This window comes from Klenkia sp. PcliD-1-E, from assembly GCF_024124375.1.
GTDB lineage: Bacteria > Actinomycetota > Actinomycetes > Mycobacteriales > Geodermatophilaceae > Klenkia.
Genome location: NZ_JAMXRZ010000023.1, coordinates 18,739 through 44,122, shown reverse-complemented (window position 1 = coordinate 44,122; position 25,384 = coordinate 18,739). Strand labels below are relative to the sequence as shown.

Here is a 25,384-nt window from a genome sequence, read left to right as displayed (position 1 = left end):
CCGCCACCGTCACCGCCCAGGGCCTCAGCTCACGATCGACACGACGAGCGAGGGACGGGGACCTACCTGGCCATCAGCGGGGACTTCTCGATGGCCACCCGTGGGGACTTTGGCACGGCCACGGACAGGGCGCGCGCCCACCCACCGTAGGAGGTGCAGACCGGCGCCGGGAGGACGTGGCGCAGCCCCGAACGTGACCCAGCTGGGCGGGCGGCGTGGGTCGCTGCTCGTGACCGACGTCAGCGGGAGAGGGCAGCCAGTTCACCGGCCTGGTCACCCGGAGCCGTCGCGGCAGCGGCCCCGACCTCGGCGGCCAGGGGCAGCCCGTGGCGCTCAGCGTGCACCGCGGTGACCAAGCGACGTCGAGCTCGGCTGCAGCGCTGGCGAACGGTGGCGGGGGACAACCCCAGCTGCTCAGCCGCAGCGGCCGTGCCGTTCTGGCCCGGCTGCGGGAGGTACACCTGCACCAGCATCGCGGCGTCTGCCTTCGTGAGTACCTCGGTGTCCAAGCCCCAGGCGATCACCTCGAGCAGGTCGGCATCGGCGCTGATGGAGCCGGCCGGACCGGGGATGTCCTCCACCTGCTCCTGCACGGCGACGGTGAGGTGCTGGGGGTCGACCGGCACCTCCTCGAACGTGTTGCCGCGCAGCTCGGCGGTGAGCTTGTTCAGGGTGTCTAGAGCCAGACCGGAAGCCACGCTGGTCGCCCGCCGGTCGATCGGGTAGCTGGCCAACACCGACCAGAACGTCGCCACGATGACCTGCCTGTGGTCCGCGCCGGCACCGCCGTCCCGGGTCGGCCGGGTGGTTCGGGCGAAGCGGATGAGCTTGGGCAGCATCGCCTGCAGAACGACCCGGCCGGCCATGGTCTGACCGGCGTGGAAGAGCCGAACAAGGGCTCCCAGCATCGCGTCGTCGACCTGGCGGGATCCCTCGTCGATCTGCATGAGCAGTTCCTGCAGCGAACCGGCGTCGGCCAGAGCCGGCTCGCTGATCGCCCAGCGGCGCAGCTGACGAGAGGTCGAGGGCTGAGTGCACAGCCGCGACCACTCCTCGATCAGCTGGCCGTAGATGCTCGAGCTCTCAGCTGTATCGCCGTTGCGGGCGGTGCTGGGGGCGGGAGAGATCGACACGATGGGCTCCAATCCACGTGCGGGTCTGTGGTCCCTCCGAACAATGGGCATGCACCCTTGCCCAACCCCTTGCCCGCAGCCCCACACCGCACCGACTAGGGCGCCTTCACCGCGCCTGCCGCCTTGCCCTTGTTCTGCGGCGCCTGCATAACTGCACGTCAACACGCCGTCGGCCCGTAGAACGCGGTGCTGGAAAAAACTTCGCCACCGCTGTCACACCACCGTGCCACCACTGACCTTCCGCAGGTGTCAGGACCTCCACGGTGGAAGGCAGGGGCATGGATCAGGACTTCGAGACCGGCGCGCGCAGCCTGTCCGAGGCGGCCGCGATGCACGCTCTCGTGCGTTCGACGACGTCGCAGCACAGCTCGGTCGAGGCTGCCCTGCAGGGCTGGCAGCAGGAGCTGCAGGTCCCACTCACCGACCCCAGCCAACCGAAGACCACCGCCTCCCCGAGGCCCATCGAGGGCCCGGGCTCTGCTGCTGGACGTCTGACCCAGACCGCCGGCGGGATGCCCCGCTCGGCCGAGGCTGCTCCACCTCGGCCGAGGGGTGGCACCCGCCGGTGCTCCACCGATCCCTCCTCGAGGCCGGCATGAGCCGCACCCTCCTGGGCCGCCGTGGCGCCGGGGACAAGCAGCCCGTCGACACCGCGGCAGACCCGGCCGTGACCGACGAGCCCTCCATCCCCGACACCGACGTCCGACTGCAGGGTCAGTGGACGGGTGGATCAGCGCTCGCCACGAAGGCAGCCACCGCAGGCCTGTGGGCGTGCCTGGTGTGCGGCCCGATCGGCGCGGCGGTCGGCGTGCTGGCCGTGGCCGGTCAACCGGCAGCGGCTACGCCAGTAGCAGCTGCAGCCACCGACAGCAGCGCCGAGCAGGCGGCGGTGAGCGAGTTCGCGCAGCGCTTCGTCACCACCTGGCTGACCACAGCCCGAGGCAACGAGACCGCGCTGGACACCTTCATCAACACCACCGGACTCCGGCTGGCCCAGGTGCCCTCCACCGTCACCGATCCAGCCACCTCGAGCATCACCCGCACGGCGACCGGCGACTGGGCGGTCACGGTGGCCGCCACGGTCACCGGCCCGTCGGCCGGGGGAGAGGCCCCCACCTCGGGCCGGCAGTTCTTCCTCGTCGCCGTGCACTACGACGGCGGATCGCTGATCGCCCCCACGCTGCCGGCGCCGGTGGCAGCACCCACCCGGGCCCAACCGCCTTCGCTGGACTACCCGTACACCGCAACGCCCAGCGACCCGGTGGCCGTCGCCACCGGCGAGTTCCTCAGTGCCCTCCTAGCCGGCGTCGGTGACGTCACCCGCTACGTCACCCCCGGCGTCGACATCGCCGCCATCCAGCCCGCTCCCTACGTCGCGGTCGACCAGCGCACCGTCCGCGTGGACCAGGAGCTCGGCGAGGACACCCAAACCCCGACGACCGGCGACACCCTGCGCGTGCTCACCACCGCTGACGTCACCTCACCGGCCGGCCAAGTCATCGCCGTCCAGTACGCGCTGACCCTCACCGCCCGCGAGGGCCGCTGGGAAGTCACCGCGATCGACCCCAGCCCTGCCCAGTCCACCTCGGCTCCCCAGCCCTCTGCCACCACGGCGACCTCGACCGCCCCCAACACCAGCTCGGAAGCCCCTCCGGCTGAACTGGAAGGAACCCCCTGATGAACCTCACCCCTTCTCTGGCCCAGCACGGCACGACCGTGCTTGCCGCCGACGGCGACGGTTTCCTGGACCTGATCAACAACGTGACCGCCGACGCCGGCACCACGATCCGCAACGTAGCCATCGTCGCCGCCGCGGCCCTGGTGCTCTGGAAGTCCTGGCAGGCCAAGGCAGCGCTGGGAGCCGTCGTCACCGCAGGCCTCGTCGCTGCGCTCCTGATCTACGTGGTCACCCACGTCGACGACCTCGGGAACCGGGTCAACAACGAGGTCAACAGCAGCAGCGCCGTCCAGATGCCCACCGCGACCATCGACCCGCCCACCGCGACCATCGACCCGCCCACCGCGACCATCGACCCGCCCACCGCTGCCGGCAGCCCGCTCGCCCCCGACACCGTGCCCCTGACCCTCTGATCGGGATGCGGGTGACCCAGAGCCGATGAGCAACCAAGATCAGCAAGTCGTCAAGTGGTACACCCTCGCCCGCAAGTTCCCCCAGCTCATCGGGCGAACCCACGACGGCACGCGACTGCCGGGTGGGCCCTACACCGTCACCCAGATCGTGGCCGCCGGCGGCGTGCTGCTCGTGGCCTCCAAGACCTCGTCCCTGTGGGCGAACTTCGGGCTCCTGGGCAACGCCGCAGTCCTGCTCGGTGTCACCGGAGTCATCGTCTTCGCGCTGGGCAAGATCCCCCTGGGGGCCCGCAACCCGCTAGCGATCCTGGCCGGCGGATGGCGCGCGGTCACCGCTCCCCGCACCGGGCGCATCGGGGGGCGGCCTCTGCGACTTCGGCCCCCGCACCAGGTACGCCACCGGATCACCGTCATGGTTCCCGGCCCGCACCACCCCGCGCCTGTCCCAGCACAGGCCCCCGCGCCGGCGCCTGCCTCAGCTCCGGGCCCCGCGCCGGCATCTGCCCCGGCCCCGGGCCCCGCGCCGGCATCTGCCCCGGCCCCGGGCCGCGCGCCGGCACCTGCCCCGGCGCCGATCCCGGCATCGCCCCCCAGGCGAGCTCCGCAGGAGCCCCCCACCTCGACGCCACCGCAAGCTCCGGCGCGTCCTGCGCTGACCGGATTGCAGTCCCTGCTCGCCCAACCCATTCCCTCGCACCGACCTGAACCCGCCAGGAGACGCTGATGCACTCCCCGATCCACAGCATCGCGAGCAACCTGCGCTGGACCCGGACAGGAACGGTCTGGGCCGACTTCCTCCTCCGCCCCCTGCCCTACGGCTTCCGGCCGACCAAGGACAAATCGGTCGTCCGCAGCTACCACCAGGCCCTGCTCCGCGCACTGCCCGGCGAGTCGCTGCTGCTGGGGGTGTGCGCCAGCCTCGACCCAGCCGCCGTCGTAGACCGAATGATCACCAACGTCGACCTGGATGCCTGCCCGGACTGGGCCGCCGAGTGCGAAGCGACCCTGCACACCCTGGACCAGATCGGACCCGGGGAGCGCATCTTCTGGCTCAGCGTCCCGCTGGGCAACGCCTCACCCTCCGACCGCCTGCGGGCCCCCGTACGGGCTGCGGCAGCCAACCTGCGCGACGCCCTTGCACTGCCCCGCGCCGGGCAACCCACCAAGGAGATCTCCAGCCGGCTCGAGCAGGCCGACAAGATCATGGCCGGGATCCCCGCGCCCTTCCGTCCGCAGCCGGCCACCCCAGCCCAGATGCTCTGGTTGCACCTGCACAGCCAGCAGCGGGGGCTGTTCCTGGACCTGGACCTCCCACAGCCGACCTCCGACTCCACCGAGGCGGTGCTGATGACCGCGGCCGGCGGCGGCCTCCCCGAACCACTGCTCGATGAAGGTGGCCAGACCGACCAGGACCGCCGGACGCTGCGCACTCTGAACCCCCTGGCCAACCGATTCCTCAAGGTCGGGCAGCCCGGAGCTCCCACCTTGGCGCCGGCCTCCTACCAGGCGCTGCTCGTGCTCAGCGACGTCCCGAGCGAGGGCATGTTGTTCCCCGGCTCGGAGTTCGTCGGGCGCATCGACGAGAGCGGCCTGGAGATCGACTGGGCGATGCGGCTGCACGTGCGGTCCTCGGCCGAGGTCTCCAAGGCCAACAGGCGAGCCCTCATCAACCTCAACGACCAGTACGGCCAGCGCGAGGGCGAGATGAGCCACGGGCTCAACACCCTGGACCGGGCCGCGGCCGACCTAACCGAGTACGCAGCAGTGCTCGAGAGCGACAAGCTCGAAGTCGAGGTCCAGGCCACCACCGTCTTCTGCGTCGCCGGACCCAACGGGGAGATCGCCCTGGCCCAGGCCCGGGCGCTGGCGGACTACCTCGGCGGCGCTGGCTACAAGGTCACCCAGCCGGTGGGGGAGCAGGAGAGCCTCTGGTGGGCCATGCAGCCAGGGGTGCCCACCAGCCCGGTGGTCCGCCAGTTCGCCCAGATCGCCACCTCACGCGGACTGGCCGCCACGGTCCCGTTGGCCTCCAGCGCACTGGGGGACAGCACCGGCTCCCTGCTGGCGCTCAACATCTCCACCGGACGCACCGGCGTCGTGCTGCACGACATCGCAGGAGCCTCCGCCCGAGACGTCTCGGGCTCCCTGGCCATCGCCGGCGAACTGGGATCGGGGAAGTCCCTCACCTTGAAGAAGCTCGCCGGCGACGTCGTCGACCGCGGCGGCCGGATCATCGCCGCGGACCGGACGCAGATGGGCGAATACGCCCACTGGGCCACCTCGGTCACCGACGCCGTCGTCATCGACATCAACCGACCCGAGTTCAGCATGGACCCGCTGCGGATCTTCCCCGCCTCCGACGGCGGACGCATCGCCCAGAGCTTCCTGACCCCCCTGCTGAACATCCCCCCGATGAGCGAGCAGGGCGTCCTGCTCTCCGAGGTCACCGACCCGAACTACCTCGAGCAGCACGGGCTGACCTCGCTGGGTGCCCTGCGAGCCCACCTGGAGGGCGGTGGCCTACCGGGGTCCACCGAGCTCGCTCGACGCATGAACGTCTTCGCCCGCCGGGACTTCGGGCAGGCGATCTTCAACGAGAACCTGCCCGCCCCGCCCGAGGCGCCAGCGATCATCGTGCGCACCCACACCCTGGCGTTGCCCACCCGCGATGAGCTGCAGCACCGGCACCTGTTCGAGCAGCTCAAGCTGGAGAAGATGTTCGGCCGGGCGATGTACGCCCTCGTCGCCGCCCTCGCCCGCGGCATCTGCTTCCAGGACCGCAGCACCCTGGGCGCCTTCATCGTCGACGAGGCCCACCACGTCACCGCCAGCCCCGAGGGGGAGAACGAGCTCATCGAGTTCGTCCGCGACGGGCGCAAGCACACCGCCGCGGTGGCCATGGGGTCCCACGACCCAGAGGCCGACTTCGGCAGCCCCACCCTGCGTGGCCTGATCCCCACCCGCATCCTGATGCGCCACCGCGACAAGACCCTGGCCAAGCGCGGGCTCGCCTGGCTGGACCTCGACCCAGACGACGACGAGCTCGTGGCCATGCTCGTCGAAGAGACCTCCCCGGTAGGCCCGCAGGGGGTGCCCGAGGCTCGCCGCGGCGAGGCCTTCATGCGCGACTCCTCCGGCAACGCCGGCCGGATCAAGGTGCTCCCGCCCTCCCTCCCGGCGCGCAACAAAGCTGTCCGCACCTCCCCTCCGGAGCTGAACACCAAGAGCGGACACGCGGCATGACCCCGCGCCCGCTCTGGACACCGTCGGCGGCCGCACGCCCCCGGCCGGCGATGCACCCCGCCGGCCGAATCTCCAGGGCTGCGTCGCGATGGGTGCTGGTGGTGCTGGCAACGGTCTGCTGGTGGGCCTGGCGACTCACCCCAGCCCGCGCGGACGGCGGGGCCCAGGCACCCATCGCCCTGACCTGGATCGAACTCAACGACACCCGCGGCATCTCGGTGTGGAACTACGAGCTGTCCCTGGACCGCGGCGGCATCACCAGCCCGGACAAGCTCATCTGGTCGTTCTTCATCGACATCAGCTGGGGCATCTACCGGCTGTGCGTAGTGATCGCGGTCTGGTTCATCGACTGGGTCCTCGGCTTCGCCTGGCTACCCATCGTCACCACCCCGCTGCTGACCCTCTCCGACGCTCTGCAGACCGTCGTCGACCAGTTCGGCGTGCAGCCGCTCTTCGCCACCGCCGCCGCAGCGCTGGCGGCCACCTGGATGGCCCGAGGCAAATGGGCCCTGGGCATCTTCGAGCTGTTCACCAGCCTGATCATCGCCGCCCTGGCCGTCGGCCTGTTCGCCAACCCTGTCGACAAGGTCGCCGGCGACGACGGTCTACTGATCAGCACCCGCGACACCGGCCTGCAGCTGGCCGCCGGTCTGGCCAACAACGGTGACACCAGCGGGGATTCCACCGAGCTCCGGGAGCAGATCACCGGAACCCTCATCGACACCTTCCTCCGCCTACCCACCGAAATGATCAACTTCGGCACGGTCGTGGACGGAGGGGGCTGCGAAGCCACCTACGACGATGTCCTGCGCAAGGGCCCCTACGGCACCGATGACGACATCCGCGACGCGATGTCCGACTGCGATCTGCGACTGGGCGCGGCAGCGGAGAACCCCGGCCCGGGCCAGCTGCTCAGCACCTTCGTCATCGGCCCGGCCGCCGCATTTCTCATGATCTTCGCGCTCGTGCTGGCCGGAGCGCTGCTGCTCGCAGCGGTCTATGCCCTCTATCAAGCCTTGCGCGGCATCGTCACCGTCGTCTTGGCGATCTTGCCTGGAGGGGCACGAGGGACCTTGTGGCAGACCCTCGCCGAGCTCGCCACGGCCCTGGCGACGGTGGTCTTCACCGTCGTGTTCCTCACCGGCTACATGCTCTTCCTGCAGGGCATCTTCACGGGTAGCAGCGACGGGTCCTTCGGGATAATGGCCACGTTCTTCCTGGTCGACGTGATGATCGTCGTGGGCATCATCATGTTCTGGAAGGGCCGCAAGAAGCTCCGCAGAGGAGCGGACCGCCTGGCTGCCGCGATGGCCAAGCGGCCCGGGACCGGCCCCACCGCGCTGCCCTCTCGCAAGCAGTTCAACCCAACCGACCTCTACTACAAGTCCCGCATGGCGATCGGCGCGGGCCGGCTGGCCGTCGGCGGCGCCTCAGCGATGGGCCGGGGCATCGGGGGCGCCGCGGGTGCTGCGGGCGGGCTGGCCGGCAAGCTCGGCGCAGCGGTGTCGGGATGGCGAGCCCGAACCCACCAGGACGCAGCAGGGGCCTCCAGCCCGAGACAGTTGGCGATCGGGGCATCCCGCTCCTCCGACCAGGACTTCGGGCCCGGCTCGGCTCCGACCGGCTCACCCGGCGGCGGCCCCACTGGCTCACCCGGCGGCGCGCCCACCACCTTGCCCGGCGGCGCCGCGGCCGCCGTGCGCCAGCGCGTAAGCGGGGCGCGGCTGGCGCAGAGCGCCGGGGGCCGGCTGATGGCGTGGGGCGCCCGGGCCGCGGCGGCCTACATGACCGGTGGCACCTCGAGCGCCGTACTGGCCGGCGTTCAGGTCGCTGGAGCAGCTCACCGCATGCTCCCCCCTTCCCCGAGACGAACGGCCCTGGATGGGCGCCTGGTCAGGAAGGCGCTGCCTGCGGGCTCTCCGGGCACCCAGCCGACGTCGGGGCCGCAGGCCCCCTCCAGCGGGCACGGCGGCTCCCCTGCCACCTCCCGCCCCGCAATGAGGTCCCAAGGAGCAACCGGCAGCCCTGCGGGGGGAGTACCCGCGCCCACTGCTGCCCGTGGTCCCCACCGTGCCGACGCCCCGGTGGCCACCGGAGCCAGCTCACCGGCGCCGACGGCCCCCAGCTCGCCCACGCACCGAGCTCCAGGGGCCGGCGGGGTGACCCAAGCGATCGCCGGTGAGGTCATGGACAGCACCTCGGCTCGACCGTCTCGGTCCCCCAGCCCCGGCGCGACCAGCCCCGGCGCGACCAACAACGCCGCGCGCCTGCGCGCCGAGCTCGCCGGCCGGCGAGCAGCCACCACCAGGCACCGGTCGGCACCGAACCCCGGTCGGTGACCCCCGATGCGCAAACGGTGGGTGGCGCTGACCGTCGGTGTTGTGATCGCCGCCGCCGCGGTCGTGGTAGCGCCGCCTCTGCTCGTCGCCGCCCTCGTGGCGTCTGACTCCGGCTCCTCCGGCGGCACCTGCGCCTTGCCCGGAGGAGACCCGGGCGGAGCGTTCCAGGCCGGCTACCTGCAGACCATCGACGCCGACGGGCTCAGCGCCAGCCAGCTCGACATCGCCGCCACGATCGTCTCGGTCGGCGAGCAGATGCAGATCCCCAGCCGCGGCATCATCGTCGCCCTGGCCACCGCCTCCCAGGAGTCTGGCTTCAAGAACTACGCCAACGACGGCAAGGGCGGCGACCTCAAGCCCGACCAGGTCGACGTGGGGCGCTCCATGGACTTCCCGCACGACGCGGTAGGCACCGACCACGGCAGCGTCAACGCCTTCCAGCAGCAGTACCCCTGGTGGGGCACGCTGGAGGAACTGATGGACCCTCCGACCGCAGCGCGGAAGTTCTACGACGCCCTGCTCGCGGTGGACGGCTGGGAGTCGATGCCCGTCACCGTCGCGGCTCAGCGAGTGCAACGCAGCGCCTACCCGCTGGCCTACGCCGACGACGAGGTGCTCGCCACGACCCTCTACGACCGCCTCGCCGGCGCCAGCGGTCACGTCGAGGGCGGGACCGCCGGCGGGACGCCGACGTGCGGGGGTGGTGGCGCCGCCGGCGGGGCGGGGGGTGAGAACTCCACGGGCTCGTGGTCCCTGCCGATCGACCTCGGCTCCTACACCCTGACCTCGGGCTACGGGCCCCGCGTCAGCCCCACCGGAGGGTCGGGCAACTTCCACGCCGGCCTGGACTTCGGTGCCCCCGGTGGCACCCCCATCCATGCCGCCGCCGGCGGCAAGGTGACCTTCGCCGGCTGGAACAACGGCGGGTACGGCAACCTCGTGATCATCCACACCGAGCCCAACATCGACACCTACTACGCCCATCAGGCCAACGGCGTCATCGCCGTTGCCGTGGGCGACACGGTCACCTCAGGGGCCGTCATCGGTGGGGTCGGCAGCACCGGGGACAGCACCGGCAACCACCTGCACTTCGAGGTCCGGATCGACGGAGCGACCGTCGATCCGCTGGTCTACCTCCAGCAGCAGGGCCTGCAGCCAGGCAACCTGCAGTGAGCACGCCGGGCAAGGGTCGTCGCGCACTGCTCCCGGCAGTCGCCGCGATCGCGCTCGCGGTACTGGGCGTCATCCTGCTGCAGCCATCCACCCCGGCATCCACGCCGTCCAGACAGCCCGCCAGCGACCTTGCCCAGACCGCCGGACCACCCTCGACGCAGACGCCTTCACCGTCTACGCCATCACCGGCACCGCCCCCATCGATCGTCGACGGCGGTACCGACGAGGACGGCCATGAGGCCCCTGCATGGAAGCCCGGGCAAGAGCCGTGGCGCGCGATCGCCACCGGGTTCCTCACCGACTTCGGACAGCCGGGCCCGGACTGGGTTGCCCGGATCACCCGCTGGACCGCGCCAGCTCTAGGTACCCAGTACGCCGACGTCGACCTGTCCCGAGTTCCCTCCGCCACCTTCGTCAGCCTCGAGGTCATCGACGCCGGTGAGTCCCTCGTCGACGTCGCCGGCACCTACGGCGACGGCCAGGTGCTGCTGGTGCGGATCGAGAACTCCGCCCAGGCGTGGCAGGTCACCCGGGTAGAGCCGGGTGCCGGACCAGGCTGAATGACCCGTATGGCTACCGATTGGCACGGACGGCGCAACTGGTCACGACGCCGCGGCCGACGGCCATGCCCTGGCCGACATCGCCCAGGCCGCTGGCGTCGCGGGGCCAATCCAATCCCCACCGCGTTGCCACAGGACGATGCCGGCGCCGATGCTGGCCCCCCACGCACCCGTGGCTCGGGACCGGCCGGGCCCGGGCGGAAAGGCCGCGCCCAGCGCCGCGAGTTCGTCGACGTCGTCGGGGCCGGTCACCTCGAGCATGGCGCCCGTGGGGGACGTCTCCCGGACGGGTGGCCTGAGCGGGGCAGGGTGATGTGCCCCTGCCCGCGGTGCGCTGCGTGGGTGGCTGGGGAGGCTTGCGGTCCAGGGAGGAAGCCGGGAATCTGCGCCGGGATGGGAGCGACGTCAGAAGCCCCCGGTCGAGATCGTTGGCGGCCCTGGTCTGTGAGGCCGGCTGCGCCGCACGCCACACCCCGAGCAGGTTCGGTGCCGCCCTATGGGCGGTCAGGTATCTCGTCCCATGCGAGTTCTCGGCTTGGCTCGTTGAGGAACCAGGCGAAGGTGCCGACCGCGAGGTCCTTCAGCCGCCGGCGAGCTGGTGGACTGTTTCGTGAGGTGAACGCGGACAGGAAGCGGCAGCTAGCTGGGTCGATGTACTGCTGCTCGGCCCAGCCGAGCAGGGCCGAGCGACGCGCTTCACTGACCTCCCCGTCCGAGGCCACGGCCTCGACTAGCCAGAACGTGGGGGGCTTGGTTGCGGTGTCGAGCAGGATGGCGTCGGGAAGTACCTCGGAAACGTTGATCGAGATGCCGACGGCGGCCATGCGGGCTGCATCGACGACCCACACCTTCGCGCCTGGTTCGGAGATCGCGACAACCATGGGGGATCCCAGGCGCCGGGGTGCCCATTCCTCGACGACGCCCTTGAGGATGGCGGAGGCATCCCCTGGCTCGAGGTAGCGGACACCGTGTCCGGGGATGGTCACTGGCACCCGTGAGGTGGCGCCGGCGAGATCGTCCTGGTGAGCGATGCGGAGGCGGTCCCCGGCTTCCATGTGGGAGCTGCGCCATGCCTGCACCGCGGCGGCGAGGTCCTCATTGTCGAGTGCGGGGTCGAAGAGGTCGGCGAACTCAGAGTTCAAGGCCCACCGGGCCAATGAGCTCGTCGTCGGGATGTCACGCCGGCGCCGTGCGGCGCCGTACTCAGCCCACTTGGGCCAGGTCTCGTCTCGGAGCGTCTCGCGGGTGTTGGCTGCATACCAGCGGAGGTAGGGCTCTTCCCAGGTCGTCAAGAGCGCGACCACGGCGGCGGTGGACCGCGCCTCGGCACGGGCCCAGGCCTCGCGTTCACTCGGGGTGTCGTAGGCGAGTGCTTCGGTGCTCATCCCGACCACCGTCGCCGGGCGGGCCAGAAAGCCCTCGGGGGTCATCTCCTCGGACTGCTCGTCGACCACCGCACCGACGTAGACCATCGCGGCGACCGCGGAGGCAGCGAGTCGGTTGGATAGAACGGTGTCGAATGCGCCGGGCGGGAAGATCTGCTTGAGCCGCGCTTCGGCCACCTCCGGTGTGATGACCGGACGATCCAACCTCACTGGGGAGCCCGGTAGGCGGCGGCGATGAGTGCGGTCGCAGCCTCGTCGTCAGCTTCGTCGATCTCGGTGAGAAGCGCCGGCCCGGGCAGGGGGACTGAACCCAGCTCATAGGCGCTGACTGCCACGGAACCAGACAAACAGCGCAGGACGCGGTCCAGGGGCTCGCTGGCCAGCAGACGAACCAACGCACGGGCGGTGACCACAGGCTGAGTGCCAGGGACGGGGCGAAGGACATTGACGTGGTTCTCGACCACGACGGCGCCACCCCACGCGGCCAGGGTGTCTGCATCGAGGCGAGCGACGACCAGCCGTCGCGTCTGCTCTGGTGCCGTCGTCCGCTGCACGAGTACGGCCGGCTCGGTCAAGACCATCACCCGATCGTCGTTGCCGCGCGTCGTGAGGTAGCGGAGCTGATCCCGTGCAGGGTCTTGGTGGACGACGCCGCCGTCGATGTCTGCTGCCCACAGGACGGGAATGCGACCAGCACCGGGCTGGGAGCCAAGATCGCTACGACGCCGGTTCCAGACCAACGGACCGGTCGATGTCCGCCAACCACTGGTGGCCAGCGACAGGGGCAGAGTCTGTGCAACAGCAGCGACCTCGGCGTCGATGGAGTGCCGGGGCAGCAGCCACGGGGCTGACGTGCGCGGCGTGGCCACCACCGCCACCTCAGAAGACGGCGGCGCCGCGAAGACAGCCACGGTCGTTGTTTCAGCTCGGAGGCTTCGAACGGTGGTCCGCCGGCCTCGCGACCTAGTGAAGGTCGCCAGGGCGGTTTCCTGCAGCACACCGGCGAACGGTCCAGACCGGTCGGAGACGAACCCGATCTCACGCAATGCAGTCTGCTTCGCGAGCCGACCGCGCAGCGGTTCGAAGTAGCGGCCGGCGAGGAAGGAAGTCGGGGTGAGCGTGGCCAGCACACCGTTGGCGGCAAGGGAGTCCAGGCCGGCGGCCATGAACAGCCCGTACAGGTTCGCGTGGCCGTAGACAGAGTCGGCAAACCGGGCGCGCTCTTCTGGCGACAACCGTGTCCGCCCATACGGGGGGTTCATCACGATCGCCCGAACTGGCTGATCGACGGCGGCGAGACCGTCGCCCACCTGCACCAGCCCGGGCAGCGGGCGTCGGCGAGCACGTTCGGTTCGCGCAAGGACGGGGAGCGCTTCAGCGGCCAGGAGCACCGAGGCTAGCCACGCCGCGCCGGGATCGTTGTCGACGCCTGCGATCACGTTCGGCAGACCGGCCAGAGCCAGTTGAGGGTCGACCACGGAGGCAGCACCCATGTGCTCGCGCAGGGCGGGCAAGAGCAGCGCGCCGGCGCCGCAGGCGGGATCGAGCAGTAACCCGTCCAACGCTTGAGGGCGCTTCCATCCCAGCGCTCGCTTGGTCATGGCCCACAGTTCCTTGGCCAACGCTGGAGGCGTGTAGTGCCGGCCGTGCTGAGACCTATCGACGGTCGGAAGGGATTCAACGTACTGCCGCCCGACCTCCTCAGAGGTGCCGATGACGGGTACGGCGAGGACGGGGGACAGGACCGGGCGAGGCGCTTCCACTGCCCATTCCACGTCCAACCAACTGCCGCTCAAACCCGCGGCCAGCGCCCGATGCTCCCACCACTCACTGAGCCCGAGCAGGACGGCCGAGGCGGCTGCCGGTACCGCTGGCTCACGCAGCTCACGAGCCGCGACGGTGGCGATTACGGCGCGCTGGCCCCGGGCAGCTCGAAGCGGGATCGACGAGGGCATCACCGGCGTCCTCGCTCCGCATCGGCCATGACCGCATCGTCCCACGGGAACCAATGTGTTCCGCCAACCCGGACAGGGCCGCAGCGGCGGCAGCAGTCACCGGCCCCCCGCCGGGTGTTGCGCATCCGCCGCAGGTGCGGCCGGCACCCAGCGGTTGGCGAAGCGTCCGATTCGGATGGCACGGACGCAGTTCGGGCACCGCCACGCCCGGCCCAGGACGGGATTGGGCCAGGGAACGTCCTGCGGCTGAGGCCAGCCCCGCTCGTCGAGCCCGCACGCGATACGGCCCCCAACGCGGGCGTGGGTCACCTTGCACATCTGGCCGCGGCTGCCGCGGAAGTCCAGTGGGCGCCGAATCTCCCAGAACTCCACCGACGTGATCGTCCTTCTGCTGCCTGCCATGCCGCGCTCCCGGTGTCGGGGGTTGATGGGCGCGCAGCGTAGGACGGCCGAGGGGTCAGTGTCTCGGCCTGGAACTCGTCGGGCGGAGCGTCTCGCGGGAAACGGAAAAACGGACCACTCCGAAATCGGCCTCGGTCAGAACCTCTTCGAGAACCATGCCCGAGGCCGATTTTAGGTAGGGGGTCAAGCGACCACTACGGGCAATGACAGCCAGCCGGTGGGCCCCAGTTGGGGGCCACCTTGCCCACACCACTCGTGCCACCACACCCCCAGCGCTCGGCCACCGGGCCACCGGCAGGGACCCCGGAGCGCAACAGCACCCCACCGGCCGGCACCCAACCGGACACCTGCTCCGGCTCCGTGCACCCCATGCCCGGGGGTCTGTCACAGCCAGCGGGCCCCGCTCACCTTCCTCAGGCAGACGAGTCCAAGGAGGTGACGTCGATGCCCCGCAGCGCGATGCCCAACCGATCGACCAGCACGACCGCCCTGGCCGCGCCGGGCACTCAGCTACCGGCCACGGCAGTGCCATGGGGGCGCAACACGCTGATGTGCGTGGCCGCCGGGCTGGCCGGGTTGGCCGTGGCGCTGCTCGACCACAGACCGGTGCTGGGGTGGCTGGTGATGGCGCTGTCGGTGCCGATGGCCCTCGCCTTCGCCTACTTCGGTAGGCGCCGACAGCTGCGCCTGCAGCTGGCTGACCGGGTCCTGGAAGCCACCGCCCCCCTGTTGGGCCTGCGGTCCCTGGACCGGCGAGCGGTGATCCTGCGTCGGTGGGGCAAGGGCTGTCCCGGCGTGCCGGGGGAGGTGCTGCTGCACTACGCCGCCGGCCGGCCCGACTCCGACCTGCAGTGGCGCACCGAGATCCTCGAGGCGGTGCAGCGCCGGCTGCTGGGCACCTACACCGTCGGGATGGTCGACCACCAGCGGTGCGTGATGCGGTTGGAGTGGCAGCCCCCGCTGGAAGCAGCACCTGCTCCTCCGGTGCTGCAGCAGCGCGCCGAGCGCGCGATCGCCGAGCTCATCGGCACCACCGCGGTGGTGACCGACGTCGTCTTCGACGAAGACGACCTGGTGGCCATCGAGGGACACCACCAGGCCGGCGCCAAGCTGGCCGCCTCGGGCTACCGGAACCGGATCGAGCGAGTGGTGTCCACCATGCTCCCCGGCCGGTGGCGGGCTCAGTGGGACCTGGAAGCCGACCGGTTCCGGTTCGAGGTCCGCCCCAGCTTCCCCAGCACCGTCTGGACGACGCCAGCCGCCGCCGACGCCTCCCACGACGTGCTCGGGGCCTACGACTCGGTGGTCATCCCCTACGGCGTCGACGAGGACGGAGAGGTGATGGTCTGGCGGCCAGCGATCGACCCGAACCTGATGCTCGTGGGCTCACCGGGCACCGGCAAGACCGTCGCCGCGCACACGATCCTCACTCAGATTACCGGCTACGGCTGGCCGGTCTGGGTGGTCGACGGGAAGTCGATCGAGTTCCTGGGCTTCCAGGACTGGCCCAACGTCCAGATCGTCGGGACCACCATCCCCCAGCAGATCGCGATCATCCACCGGGCCTGGGAGGTGATGGAGCGTCGGTATGAACTCATCACCTCCGGGCAAGCACGCGAGACCGACTTCGAGCCGCTGGTGCTCTTCCTGGACGAGTGGGCGGACTTCCGCGGCAACCTGATGAGCTGGTACGTCGGCGTCAAGGTCAAGGGCGACCCCACCAAGCCACTGGTGCTGCAGGAGGTCTCCTCCATCGGCCGCAAGGGCCGCACGGCCCGGGTCCACCTGGTCTTTGGCACCCAGCGACCCGACGCCGAGTACTTCGGTGGGGACATGCGCGACAACTTCCGCATGCGCATCTCCATGGGCCGGCTGTCCCCCCAGGGCGCGATGATGATGTGGGAGAACCCGGTCACCGGGACCAGCCTCCCCCGGGGATGCCGGGGTCGGGCGACCACGATCAACGACGACAACCGCGCCGTCGAGATCCAGACCTACCGCACACCCGACCCACGCAAGACCACCCCGGGCAGCTTCGAAGCCGACCTGCTCGACCAGCTCCGCCCGGCCACCGTCGCCCACGAGCGGCTGCTGATCATCGAGCCGACCGGTGAGCACGACCTGGACTCCGGCGACGTCGAGGACCCCACCTACACCGACTTCGCCTGCGCCACGTGGGTCCGCGCGTCCGACCGGCCCGATCTGGACCCGGTGGCCTCCCGCTCGCACGGTGCGGCCGACGGCCGGTCGCTGGCCTCCCCGATGACCGTCTTCGGTCTCACACCCCAGCTAGCCGGCCGGGCTGGTCCTCGTCCGCAACTGCGCCTGGTGACTCCGCCGGCGCCACGGTCGTCGGTTCCAGGCTGGGGGGACGAGGACGACGCAGGTGCCTTCGCCGGCTACGGGTTCCCCACCACTCTCGCGGCCCGCTCCCTGAGCGCCGGGGACATGGTGCTCGTCGAGGAGGACGACCAGCAGTGGGGCGTGCTCGAGGACGACCCGATGGAGGACCTGGAGGACGAGGGCTACCTGGCCCTGTCCTGGCGCAGCGACGACGACGACTGCGGGGTCATCTCCGTCCCCAGCGACGCCAGCATCACCGTCCGCCGCCCCGTGGAGTTCAACGACGACGTCGAGGACGAGGGAGACGGCAACCGATGAGGACCCGCAGCTCACCGCATGGGCTGACCATCCCGCAGTTCCAGGGCCGCGCGCTGTGCGCCCAGACCGATCCCGACGCGTTCTTCCCCGCCAAGGGAGGCAGCACTGCGGCGGCCAAACGGGTCTGCGGCAGCTGCGACATCCAGGCCGCCTGCCTGGAGTGGGCCCTGGCCACCGGAGAGCGACACGGCATCTGGAGCGGGCTCAGCGACACCGAACGCCGACGTCTGACCCGCGCGGCTGGTCAGTCACCGCCGCGCCCCCGCGCACCAGCAGCCACCGCCTCGGCGGCCTGAGCGCCGAGCCCCCCACCAGTCCAACCCCGGGAGAGCCCATGACCACCCCTCGCACCGCCAGCAGCCCCGCCGACGACGACTCGCTGATCCTGCTCGTGCTGGCCTGCTTCGCCGGCCCCGCCGTGCTCGCCTACTTCTGGAAGCAGGCCCTGGCCTGGCTGCTGGACCACCAGGTCCTCCTCCCCGCAGCCAGCAACCCGCTGGTGGCCCTGCCCGCCAGCGACGGCGCCGGCCCGGACCTCCCGCGGCTCCTACTGGTCGGCGCCATCGCACTGGGCCTCCTCGCGTACCTGGGGCACCGGATGCGTGGCGCGATCCAGGCCCGACGACAGCGGAACCTGCAGTGAGCGCCCATCCGCGGCCGCCGGCGCCCATGCGGCCCATCTCCCGCGTCTTCCGCGCCCGCCAGATCACCGCCGACATCGCCCGCGACGGTGCCGCCGCGTGCGACGACCGCGGACCCTGGTGGAGCACCATCGAAGCTGCACACGCTGCAGCGACCAGCCCTGAGGCGGCCGAGCAGGCAGCCGCCCCCGCGGTCGCTCTGTGCAGCACGTGCCCCGAGGGCGGGCCCGACGGCCGCTGCGCGCTGCGCGCCTCGCTGGACAGCTACGACGGCCTGGCCGCCGGCGAAGCGTGGGTCGACGGGCGCCCACGGTCGGTCGCAGGCCGCCCGCGACGTCGCGGGGGCAGCTGGAAGCGGGCCAGTTGACGTGGCCCACGCAGCTCACCCGCCGACGGGCAAGCCCTCGCCGACGGGGATCGACTACGCGCACACCCGCCAGGCCGAGATCCGGCGCGCGCAGAAGGCCCGCCTGCTGGCGAGCTGGTGCTACGACCGCGGCATCGGCCCAGGGATCGGTGTGGCCGACGGCGCGGTGCAACGGGTGGCTGCTCGAGCAGCCGGCGTCAGCCCACCCCACCAGAACGGCGCGCACTCACCGCCCTGGACCAGCGTTGCCCACCTGCTCGAGCAGCGAGCGTTGTGGGACCAGCGACACGAGCGCGTGCCGCCGCCGCCGGCGCCCTGCATCACCTGCGCCGTCGACCCCGAACTGTGCACCCGCTGCCGGCCTCTGCAGCTGATGCTTGACGACGTCGCGGACCGAGTACCCCAGCCCGAACGCAACTCGCGCTGAGCCGGCGTCCACGGGCTGCTCCCCGCTGCTGGAGACTGCGCCGATGACCACATCTCCGGGTGGGCCCGACGACGCGGCTGGAGATCGCCTCACGGCCTCCAGCAGCTGGCCCTACCCCCACCTCGACCGCGCCACCGCGGCGCTGAGGGCGGAGCTACGCGACCAGACGGTGACCCTCAACGCCGGCCGTTCAACGGTCATCGTGGTCGACCAGGACAGCCTGACCGTCGACGGGCCCTCAGCAGAGCTGGACGCGCGCGGGCGCACATGGTTCGTCTACACCGCAACTGCCAGGACTCGTGTTCTCCGAAACGCGACCCCGGGCGCCGAAAGCCCCGAATCGGTGACGATCGATCCGTAGGTCTCGGCCCCCGGTCTCATGTAAGACCGAGGGCCGCCGCCGGTCAGTGAGCGGCGTCGTAAGCCTCGATCACGCTGGTCTTGATCCGACCTCGCTCGGACACCTCGTGCCCGTTGGCCTTGGCCCATTCGCGGATCGCGGCCAGGTCCTGACGCCCACCACCAGTGGGGCGCCGGCCCGACGAGCTCGACCCGCCTCCACGCTGGGCTGCGACCTTACGCCCAGCGTCGGTGTACCGAGCGAAAGCCTGACGCAGGTCAGCTGCGTTGTTGGTTGAAAGGTCGATCTCGTACGCGGTTCCATCCAGGCCGAAGGAAATCGTCTCTCCTGCGCCATCTTCGAGCACTTCGTGGGTCAGGTCGTCCTCGAGCATGATCTGCATCTTTCGAGCCATCAGTGTTCCCATCGGTTGCCGAATAGTTCGAATGCATTGAAGCACCACGATTAAAGCCGTAAGCCTCCGGGTTTCGATACCGAATGGCCATGGAGGGGATCTCGCATTCCCTCATCGCGCAGTTGTCGGGGGACTTCGGTTCACCCCGGCGGGGGATTGGTCACCACATCACCGCAGACGTGCTGGCACGCTGATCACCACCACCAGCAGCCCTTGGAGGAGCACCGGTGCTGTTCAGCCCCCGCGCAGTCGACCTGGATCCGGTCGACCTGGAATCCGCGCTGCTGCGCGGCGCCCTTGGGGAGTTCACCGCCGAGGCCGCCGTGTTGCTGCTGGCCAACGCCGGGCACTGGTTACCTCAGCTCGCCGCCGGCGACCTCATCCACGTCGAGACCGACGAGGACGACACCGCGCCCCCCACCGGCCAGGTCCCGGGCATCGCCTGGGCCGCGGTCACCTGGAACGCCATCAATGAAGCCCTGGCCGCCGGGCGCATCCAGGGCAGCAACGGGCAGGTCCGACTGCTGCACGCGGCCGCGAGCCTGGCCGACAGCCGGCCGCTCGACCTCGGCGACACCGCCTCGGGGCTGGACCGCCAGCACCTGCAGCTGCTACTGGCCGCGATCTCCCACGCCGGCGGTAGCCACGAACAGCGCGACGTCGACGCCGGTGGACAGCCGGGCGAGCCCCTGCCGCCGCTGGTTCCCTGGCCGGCCCGCACCTGACCGCCCGTGCCCTACCCGCCCCGGCCTCAGCTGCGCCCTCTTCCCCAGTTCGCCGGCACTGCACGCAACGGGACCAAGGTCAGCGCCGAACTGATCGCTCAGCTCGAGGACTACGTGGCCACCTCCTACATGGAAGGGCGGTCCCTGCGCGAGATCGCCGAGCTGGTCGACCGGTCCCCGACGGCGGTCCGCCGGATGCTCGACAATCGCCACGTCGTGCGACGTCCGCCTGGCGCCGCGCACCTGAACACCTGACCCACCCCGGGCACCGCAACCTGTTCCGTTCGAACATGTGTGCGATCTTTGGACAGGTGGGCACCAACCGCCGCTACCCCGACGCGGGCGCACGTGCCGCCCAGCAACGCCGGCTGCAGGAGGCCTGCGGCCGCGGCACACTGCAGACGCTCACGGAGGAGCAGCTGCAGCTCACCGCCCGGGTCGTGTCGATCGCCCCGGAACGCGGGCCGATGTGGGCTTTGGCCTGGCTTCGGTTCGGTGACACCGACATCCGCGCCACCGTGGTGGTCAAGCGCTGGACCGCCGACGCGGTCGGCGTCGAGCTCGAGGTGGGGGAGGAGCGGCTGCGCTGCTGGGTCTGGCAGGGAGCGGTCGAGCATGTCGATGGACCTACCGCACCACCCTAGTTTCGAGGGAGAGGCGGTCCGGCTCAGCTGCCCACCCTGGGCACCCAAGATGCCCGGGTAGGGGAAGGTGACACGTGTGCAGGTAGCGACGCTGACACTGACCGAGACGCGCGAGGTCATCGCCCTGACCGAAGAGCTGCTAACCCGCACCTCCGGCGAGACCGACCGCATGGACCTGCACCAGCAGCTCGCCACCCTCTACAGCCGCATGCTCAGCGCCCAGACCCGCGAGCTGGCCCAGGACGCCGGCCTGACCCGGCTCACCCGCCTCCCGCACGGGCGGTGCTGCTTGCTGACCCCCAACCTGCTCGACCCGGCCGTGCGCGACCTCCGTCGTCTGATCGCCCTCGGTGACGTCGACGAGGACCTGCGCGCCCGGTGCGTGACCGCCCTGGAAAACCTGCACCGTGTACCGCCGGCCGGGCTCTCGAGCACGCAGTAGCCCTGCGCATCTCGGCTCAGGCCGCAGAGCCCCGCGGGTCGATGGCCCACGGGGCTCTGCGGGCCGGGGGCTACTTGGTCTCGGTCGGCTGGCCCAGCTCACGCCGGAGAGCCAGCCCGGTGCGCAGCACCGGCAGGATGGCCATCGCGGTGGCCCGACGGGTGCAGTCCTTGGTAACCAGCGCGACGACGGCGATGGCAGCGATCAGCACGAAGCGAGCCAGGGCCAGGACGGCGAAGATGACGAGGGCAGCGGACACGGTTCCTCCCTGGGAGGATTCGTGTCGGGTGCCTCAACTCCGACGTGGCGAGCGGTCCCGCCTCAGGCGATCAGATGCTCAGGATTCTACCTGGCTGCCGGGGGCGCGGCCGGCCGGACGGCGGGATGGCTTGCCCCGCGTGCGGTAGAGCGCGATCAGCTCGCGACACAGGGCCCCGGTGATCCAGAGCCCGTTGTGGCCCTTCCAGCAGTTCAGCACGGTCCCCTGGTCGTCGGCAGGCCGCTCGTCATCGATCAGGACCCACAGTTCGAGTCCGGCGTCCCGGGTGTCGGGGCGGCCCGGGACCGTCGCCGGTACCCAGGCTCGCAGTCCTACGCCGGCATCGGTCTCCAGGAGCCGGCCGAGCACGCCGTCGCAGTCGGGGCAGGCGACCGTTGCGATCGCTCGGTCGGTGCGGTCTCCGCGGGGATCGCCATCGAAGTACGGGCCGAGCGTGGTGTCCCAGAAGTCCATTCCTTTCAGCTCCGGACGCGGATGTCGAGCATCCGCAGCGTGCTGTCGACGTCGGATTCCCTGTTCACCAGGCTGTTGATTAGGCGCGCCAGCGGCAGTTCGTTCTGGTCGACCACCCACTCGTCGACGTCGTCACCGTTGGGGGCCATCAGGGGGCTGGGGCGTGGCAGGTAGTGCCGGCCGCCGTCGGCGACGGCGAGGAGCTGCCGGTGTACCGGGCGGCCCCGCCACAAGACCTCGGCGTACATCCCGCGCACGGTGCGGTCGGGGAGCGTCGACCAGCGTGCCCAGACGCCGGTCCAGGGGTCCTTATGGTGCTCGGCGCCCCAGGCGACCGATACATCCAGGTTGCTGCGCAGATAGGCGACGGAGTCGTGCCCGCTCAACCACACCTGCAGCTGGTCTCCAGGAGCGGTCTTGATCTGCGTCAGGGTGGGCGGGCTGAGCTGCGACCAGCCTGACGCGGGGGTGGTCGCGATGGTCGTCAACAGCTCGGTGAGGTCCACGGGACAAGTCTCCCAGTGCAGCCTCGACGCACACAGCGAACTGCCAGGTTTTTGGTTGCAAGCAACCAGATTGTGTGACACACGAGGTTGGTGTGACGCACGTGGCGCGTTCTGAAAGTTACCGACCAGTTTTGGTTTGACCCGTGTGAGGCTCCCGCGGGCTCGAAATCGTCACGGGTCTTTCTCAGCTCGACACCAGGTGGGTCTCATGCATGCACGGTCACACTTCACCGCTGTTCGCCAATGGCGGATGAGGGGATCCGTGGCGGCGATCGCCGCGGCGGCGCTGATCGGCGCAGGTCTGGCCGTCACCCCGGCGACCCCTGCTGCGGCCGCTCCCGCGCAGGGTGTCTACCCGCGGGACCTGCCCGCGCTGTCCAGCGAGGCCCCGGCCGACGCCGTCTCGGCGGACCCGGAGGCGGCCGGGGACTTCGCACCGCTGGCCGACGCCGCGTCGGCTGAGTCGTCCTACGACCCGGACACCTCGGAGGTGGCCGACCGCAGCGAGTTCACCACCACCTACGACAACACCAACGGCACCCAGACGATCACGCAGTCGACCGAGCCGATGAACGTCGAGGACGAGGACGGGAACTGGCAGCCCATCGAGGTCGACCTGACCGACGGCGACGAGGGCCGGGCCGAGACCGACCAGCACCCGCTGAGCCCCTCGTTCGCCGAGGACGCGGGCGACCCCGACCTGCTGCAGGTCGCTGTCGACGACCACACCGCTTCGCTGGGGCTGGTCCAGCCCGCCGACGACAGCGAGGTCGAGGTCGACGGCTCCACCGCCGAGTACGCCGACATCGCGCCCAACACCGACCTGGCCTAGCCGAGGTTCTGCAAACGCACTCGCCTGTGAACATGCGCGTGCGCGCGGTTTCAGTCTACTCCCATCTGTGGACGGTGACCTTGCCGACTGTGCGGCCGTTCTCGACCAACTCGTGCGCCTCGCGGAGTGTGGTCGGTGAGATCGGCGCGAGTGTCGTTGTGGCCGTGGTGCGGATGCGGCCCTGATCTACAAGGTCAGCGACAGTGTTCAGGAGCTGGTGCTGTTCAATCATGTCCGGGGTCTGCCTGAGCGGGCGGGTGAACATCAGTTCCCAGTGCCAAGCGATGCTCTTGCCCTTGAGCGGGAACACGTCGCGCGGACCGTCGTCAATGGCGACAATATGCCCGAACGCTCGAACGATCCGCGCATAGGTTTCGATCTGCCCCGCGGAATGCGCGGTGAACAGCCAGTCCACGCCATCCTGCGCGACGGCGAGCACCTGCTCAGCCAGGTCGTCGCGGTGGTTCACCACATGCTCCGCGCCCAGGTTGCGCACCCAGGCGGAGCGTTCATCGTCGGAGGCGGTGGCGATCACGGTGACGTTCGGCAGGAGCGCGTCGGCCAGTGCCAGCATGATCGATCCGACTCCGCCGGTCGCGCCGATCACCAGCAGGGTGCCGGTCGAGTCCTCGGTAAGGGCGAGCCGCTCGAACAGGGTCTCCCAGGCGGTGATCGCCGTCAGCGGCAGCGCAGCAGCGTCGGCAAACGACAGCACCTGCGGCTTGCGCCCCGTAATCCGCTCATCCACAACATGCAGGCGCTGGTTCGTACCTGGCCGGTCGATGCTGCCCGCGTAGTACACCTCGTCACCCGGAGCGAACAGCGTCACCGCTGAGCCGACCTCGCGCACCGTACCGGCGGCGTCGAAGCCGAGCACCTTGAACCCGTTCGCAGGAGCGCCTTCCCGCAGTTTCACATCGACCGGGTTCACCGAGACCGCCTCGACCTCGACCAACAAGTCATGCGGTCCAAGTTCGGGCACCTCGACCTCGCGGGCGGTCAGCGCCTCGGGGTCGGTGGCGGGGAGGTTCTTCTCGTATCCGATCGCAGTCGTAGCCGTCATGCCAATTATGGTTCCCCAGACCTACTGGTTACCGTCAAGGCAACCTAGTACCCATCGGATACCATGAACGTATGAGTCAGACCGTGGATGAGTGCGACCGGAACGACGTGTACGCGGCCATGTGTCCGTGCCGCGACATGCTCGACCTGCTCGCCAACAAGTGGAGCGCCCTGGCCATCGGTGCGCTCGAAGACGGGCCGCAACGCAACGGGCAACTCAAACGACGCTTGGAAGGCGTCAGCCCCAAGGTGCTGTCCCAGACCCTCAAGCGTCTCGAAGACCACGGCCTGCTCACTCGCACCGTCTACCCCGAGGTTCCCGCTCGCGTGGAGTACGAACTTACTGACCTCGGACACAGCGCAGCCGCCCCGTTGAAGCATCTGCGCGACTGGGTTGAACACAACGTCGGAACCGACCAGTAGCGACCCCCTCGGCGCTACATCGAGCCAGGAGTCCCGGCCTCCGCGTAATACCGCGTCAACACAGACGAGGCGTCGCGGTCGCCGTCACCGGACACGACAGAGTTCAGCAGGTACCGGTACCCGTCACCGGTCGTCATCACCCTAATTGATAACGTCACACCTAGAAGGTGCGAAGTAACCGACGCGCGAGCACAGGAGCGCTTCTGTCATTTCGAAGGCGAGACTTCGCGCGATTGGGATTCGCCGGGCCATCCTTCTTCTCTTTCGTCGAACGTCACCGCAACACCGTGTCGCTGGGGTTCGTGAAATCTTCTTCCGGAAGCGAAACCCAGGTACTGCGCCATGAGGAACTCGCCGCAGCGATGCACAGGCGTTCGACAGTTCGGTCGCACGAACCGATCGTTTGTTAACGGACGGCACTGTACGTCGATCGAAAGTCGCGCCGACACCCCCTGCGAATTCGCGTCGCGGGATAGTTTGCCAGGATCCGGCGATCAGCGTGGTGCGCATCAAGGAGGTGCGCAGCGGCCTCAGCACGAGGAGCCTGCCCGCGAGGCCGACCACCCCGCCCCTAGGAACGGTAGGAGTGCGACGTCGGGGCGAGCTGGGGGCCACCCCCCGAGACCGAAAGTAGCACCGCAGCGACGATAAGCGCCACGCCAACCAGGGTGGTCGTCAGCTCCCCGACCAACGAACCGATCCATCCGCGTTCCTGGAGGTCTCGGAACATCCTTATGCTCAGCCCGAACGTTCCGTTCGAGCTGCGAACCGATCGTCTCGATGCGTCGTGGCAGACGCCTCAGCTGTCCACCGATGACCTGGAGTTGCACGCGGCCGTCGGCGAACATCTCCCTTGAGTCCATCGCCAGACGTATGAAATGAGGA

Annotated in this window: 26 protein-coding genes; 18 read left to right on the top strand and 8 right to left on the bottom strand. The window is 70.1% G+C overall.

What is annotated here, in order from left to right:
• Positions 1 to 239 precede the first annotated feature (239 nt).
• Complete coding sequence (locus NH342_RS06845; RefSeq protein ID WP_253013028.1) at positions 240 to 1,133, bottom strand: hypothetical protein; 894 nt, start codon at positions 1,131 to 1,133, stop codon at positions 240 to 242.
• Between the two features lie 595 nt (positions 1,134 to 1,728).
• Between NH342_RS06845 and NH342_RS06840 the strand changes: the two genes are divergently transcribed.
• From NH342_RS06840 to NH342_RS06815, 6 genes are all read left to right on the top strand, one after another.
• Complete coding sequence (locus NH342_RS06840; RefSeq protein ID WP_253013027.1) at positions 1,729 to 2,811, top strand: conjugal transfer protein; 1,083 nt, start codon at positions 1,729 to 1,731, stop codon at positions 2,809 to 2,811.
• Positions 2,811 to 3,224: a hypothetical protein gene (locus NH342_RS06835; protein ID WP_253013025.1), complete on the top strand. Its 414-nt coding sequence runs from the start codon at positions 2,811 to 2,813 to the stop codon at positions 3,222 to 3,224. Before NH342_RS06840 ends, NH342_RS06835 begins: the two co-directional genes overlap by 1 nt.
• Before the next feature lie 723 nt (positions 3,225 to 3,947).
• On the top strand, positions 3,948 to 6,467 hold the full coding sequence (locus NH342_RS06830) for an ATP-binding protein (RefSeq protein ID WP_253013023.1): 2,520 nt from the start codon (positions 3,948 to 3,950) through the stop codon (positions 6,465 to 6,467).
• Between the two features lie 98 nt (positions 6,468 to 6,565).
• Positions 6,566 to 8,806 (top strand): hypothetical protein, encoded by a 2,241-nt coding sequence (locus tag NH342_RS06825; RefSeq protein ID WP_253013021.1) that lies wholly within the window; start codon positions 6,566 to 6,568, stop codon positions 8,804 to 8,806.
• A 42-nt stretch (positions 8,807 to 8,848) separates the two neighbouring features.
• Positions 8,849 to 9,979 (top strand): peptidoglycan DD-metalloendopeptidase family protein, encoded by a 1,131-nt coding sequence (locus NH342_RS24125; protein WP_253013019.1) that lies wholly within the window; start codon positions 8,849 to 8,851, stop codon positions 9,977 to 9,979.
• Positions 9,976 to 10,539, top strand: coding sequence for a hypothetical protein (locus tag NH342_RS06815; RefSeq protein ID WP_253013017.1), 564 nt, complete (start codon positions 9,976 to 9,978; stop codon positions 10,537 to 10,539). The genes NH342_RS24125 and NH342_RS06815 overlap by 4 nt, the downstream gene beginning before the upstream one ends.
• A 494-nt stretch (positions 10,540 to 11,033) precedes the next feature.
• Here NH342_RS06815 and NH342_RS06810 read toward each other — a convergent pair whose 3' ends face one another.
• Together NH342_RS06810 and NH342_RS06805 are read right to left on the bottom strand one after the other, a co-directional pair.
• Positions 11,034 to 12,101: a BsuBI/PstI family type II restriction endonuclease gene (locus tag NH342_RS06810; RefSeq protein WP_253013015.1), complete on the bottom strand. Its 1,068-nt coding sequence runs from the start codon at positions 12,099 to 12,101 to the stop codon at positions 11,034 to 11,036.
• A 29-nt stretch (positions 12,102 to 12,130) separates the two neighbouring features.
• Entirely contained in the window at positions 12,131 to 13,879 is a 1,749-nt protein-coding gene (locus tag NH342_RS06805; RefSeq protein WP_253013013.1) for an Eco57I restriction-modification methylase domain-containing protein, read from the bottom strand.
• 957 nt (positions 13,880 to 14,836) lie between these two features.
• On the opposite strand from NH342_RS06805, the gene NH342_RS06800 reads away from it, so the two are divergent.
• The 6 genes from NH342_RS06800 to NH342_RS06775 are packed head-to-tail and all read left to right on the top strand — an operon-like array spanning position 14,837 to position 18,738.
• On the top strand, positions 14,837 to 16,942 hold the full coding sequence (locus tag NH342_RS06800) for an FtsK/SpoIIIE domain-containing protein (RefSeq protein ID WP_253013011.1): 2,106 nt from the start codon (positions 14,837 to 14,839) through the stop codon (positions 16,940 to 16,942).
• Complete coding sequence (locus tag NH342_RS06795; protein WP_253013008.1) at positions 16,939 to 17,238, top strand: WhiB family transcriptional regulator; 300 nt, start codon at positions 16,939 to 16,941, stop codon at positions 17,236 to 17,238. Before NH342_RS06800 ends, NH342_RS06795 begins: the two co-directional genes overlap by 4 nt.
• 38 nt (positions 17,239 to 17,276) lie before the next feature.
• Complete coding sequence (locus tag NH342_RS06790) at positions 17,277 to 17,585, top strand: hypothetical protein (RefSeq protein WP_253013006.1); 309 nt, start codon at positions 17,277 to 17,279, stop codon at positions 17,583 to 17,585.
• Positions 17,582 to 17,950, top strand: a complete 369-nt coding sequence (locus NH342_RS06785; RefSeq protein WP_253013004.1) for a hypothetical protein — start codon at positions 17,582 to 17,584, stop codon at positions 17,948 to 17,950. The genes NH342_RS06790 and NH342_RS06785 overlap by 4 nt, the downstream gene beginning before the upstream one ends.
• Position 17,951: 1 nt before the next feature.
• On the top strand, positions 17,952 to 18,377 hold the full coding sequence (locus NH342_RS06780) for a hypothetical protein (RefSeq protein WP_253013002.1): 426 nt from the start codon (positions 17,952 to 17,954) through the stop codon (positions 18,375 to 18,377).
• Positions 18,378 to 18,420: 43 nt separating this feature from the next.
• Positions 18,421 to 18,738, top strand: coding sequence for a hypothetical protein (locus tag NH342_RS06775; RefSeq protein ID WP_253013000.1), 318 nt, complete (start codon positions 18,421 to 18,423; stop codon positions 18,736 to 18,738).
• Positions 18,739 to 18,781: 43 nt separating this feature from the next.
• On the opposite strand, the gene NH342_RS06770 is transcribed toward NH342_RS06775, so the two are convergent.
• Entirely contained in the window at positions 18,782 to 19,132 is a 351-nt protein-coding gene (locus tag NH342_RS06770) for an Lsr2 family protein (RefSeq protein WP_253013029.1), read from the bottom strand.
• Between the two features lie 227 nt (positions 19,133 to 19,359).
• Between NH342_RS06770 and NH342_RS06765 the strand changes: the two genes are divergently transcribed.
• From NH342_RS06765 to NH342_RS06750, 4 genes are all read left to right on the top strand, one after another.
• A complete protein-coding gene (locus NH342_RS06765; RefSeq protein WP_253012998.1) occupies positions 19,360 to 19,857 on the top strand; it encodes a hypothetical protein in 498 nt (165 codons plus the stop codon).
• A gap of 6 nt (positions 19,858 to 19,863) precedes the next feature.
• Complete coding sequence (locus tag NH342_RS06760; protein ID WP_253012996.1) at positions 19,864 to 20,112, top strand: helix-turn-helix domain-containing protein; 249 nt, start codon at positions 19,864 to 19,866, stop codon at positions 20,110 to 20,112.
• Between the two features lie 56 nt (positions 20,113 to 20,168).
• Positions 20,169 to 20,501, top strand: a complete 333-nt coding sequence (locus NH342_RS06755) for a hypothetical protein (RefSeq protein ID WP_253012994.1) — start codon at positions 20,169 to 20,171, stop codon at positions 20,499 to 20,501.
• 76 nt (positions 20,502 to 20,577) lie between these two features.
• The gene (locus NH342_RS06750; protein WP_253012992.1) at positions 20,578 to 20,943 is read left to right on the top strand and encodes a hypothetical protein; all 366 of its coding nucleotides are present in this window, start codon (positions 20,578 to 20,580) and stop codon (positions 20,941 to 20,943) included.
• A gap of 70 nt (positions 20,944 to 21,013) precedes the next feature.
• Here the strand turns inward: NH342_RS06750 and NH342_RS06745 are convergent, their stop codons facing one another.
• The 3 genes from NH342_RS06745 to NH342_RS06735 all read right to left on the bottom strand — a co-directional run bounded on the left by NH342_RS06745 (position 21,014) and on the right by NH342_RS06735 (position 22,182).
• Positions 21,014 to 21,202 (bottom strand): hypothetical protein, encoded by a 189-nt coding sequence (locus tag NH342_RS06745; protein ID WP_253012990.1) that lies wholly within the window; start codon positions 21,200 to 21,202, stop codon positions 21,014 to 21,016.
• A 78-nt stretch (positions 21,203 to 21,280) separates the two neighbouring features.
• A complete protein-coding gene (locus tag NH342_RS06740) occupies positions 21,281 to 21,676 on the bottom strand; it encodes a hypothetical protein (RefSeq protein ID WP_253012988.1) in 396 nt (131 codons plus the stop codon).
• A 5-nt stretch (positions 21,677 to 21,681) separates the two neighbouring features.
• Entirely contained in the window at positions 21,682 to 22,182 is a 501-nt protein-coding gene (locus NH342_RS06735; RefSeq protein WP_253012986.1) for a hypothetical protein, read from the bottom strand.
• Between the two features lie 250 nt (positions 22,183 to 22,432).
• Here NH342_RS06735 and NH342_RS06730 point away from each other — a divergent pair, with 250 nt between their 5' ends.
• Positions 22,433 to 23,014, top strand: a complete 582-nt coding sequence (locus NH342_RS06730; RefSeq protein ID WP_253012984.1) for a hypothetical protein — start codon at positions 22,433 to 22,435, stop codon at positions 23,012 to 23,014.
• Positions 23,015 to 23,069: 55 nt separating this feature from the next.
• On the opposite strand, the gene NH342_RS06725 is transcribed toward NH342_RS06730, so the two are convergent.
• Positions 23,070 to 24,077, bottom strand: coding sequence for a zinc-binding alcohol dehydrogenase family protein (locus NH342_RS06725; protein ID WP_024476678.1), 1,008 nt, complete (start codon positions 24,075 to 24,077; stop codon positions 23,070 to 23,072).
• A 71-nt stretch (positions 24,078 to 24,148) separates the two neighbouring features.
• On the opposite strand from NH342_RS06725, the gene NH342_RS06720 reads away from it, so the two are divergent.
• Positions 24,149 to 24,499, top strand: a complete 351-nt coding sequence (locus NH342_RS06720) for a helix-turn-helix domain-containing protein (RefSeq protein WP_024476679.1) — start codon at positions 24,149 to 24,151, stop codon at positions 24,497 to 24,499.
• Positions 24,500 to 25,384 lie beyond the last annotated feature (885 nt).

Bases quoted from the DNA above. Each gene is read 5' to 3' on its own strand.
- NH342_RS06840 (WP_253013027.1), top strand. From the start codon at position 1,729: ATGAGCCGCACCCTCCTGGGCCGCCGTGGCGCCGGGGACAAGCAGCCC.
- NH342_RS06835 (WP_253013025.1), top strand. From the start codon at position 2,811: ATGAACCTCACCCCTTCTCTGGCCCAGCACGGCACGACCGTGCTTGCC.
- NH342_RS06830 (WP_253013023.1), top strand. From the start codon at position 3,948: ATGCACTCCCCGATCCACAGCATCGCGAGCAACCTGCGCTGGACCCGG.
- NH342_RS06805 (WP_253013013.1), bottom strand. From the start codon at position 13,879: ATGCCCTCGTCGATCCCGCTTCGAGCTGCCCGGGGCCAGCGCGCCGTA.
- NH342_RS06795 (WP_253013008.1), top strand. From the start codon at position 16,939: ATGAGGACCCGCAGCTCACCGCATGGGCTGACCATCCCGCAGTTCCAG.
- NH342_RS06790 (WP_253013006.1), top strand. From the start codon at position 17,277: ATGACCACCCCTCGCACCGCCAGCAGCCCCGCCGACGACGACTCGCTG.
- NH342_RS06775 (WP_253013000.1), top strand. From the start codon at position 18,421: ATGACCACATCTCCGGGTGGGCCCGACGACGCGGCTGGAGATCGCCTC.
- NH342_RS06770 (WP_253013029.1), bottom strand. From the start codon at position 19,132: ATGGCTCGAAAGATGCAGATCATGCTCGAGGACGACCTGACCCACGAA.
- NH342_RS06740 (WP_253012988.1), bottom strand. From the start codon at position 21,676: ATGGACTTCTGGGACACCACGCTCGGCCCGTACTTCGATGGCGATCCC.
- NH342_RS06730 (WP_253012984.1), top strand. From the start codon at position 22,433: ATGAGGGGATCCGTGGCGGCGATCGCCGCGGCGGCGCTGATCGGCGCA.
- NH342_RS06725 (WP_024476678.1), bottom strand. From the start codon at position 24,077: ATGACGGCTACGACTGCGATCGGATACGAGAAGAACCTCCCCGCCACC.
- NH342_RS06720 (WP_024476679.1), top strand. From the start codon at position 24,149: ATGAGTCAGACCGTGGATGAGTGCGACCGGAACGACGTGTACGCGGCC.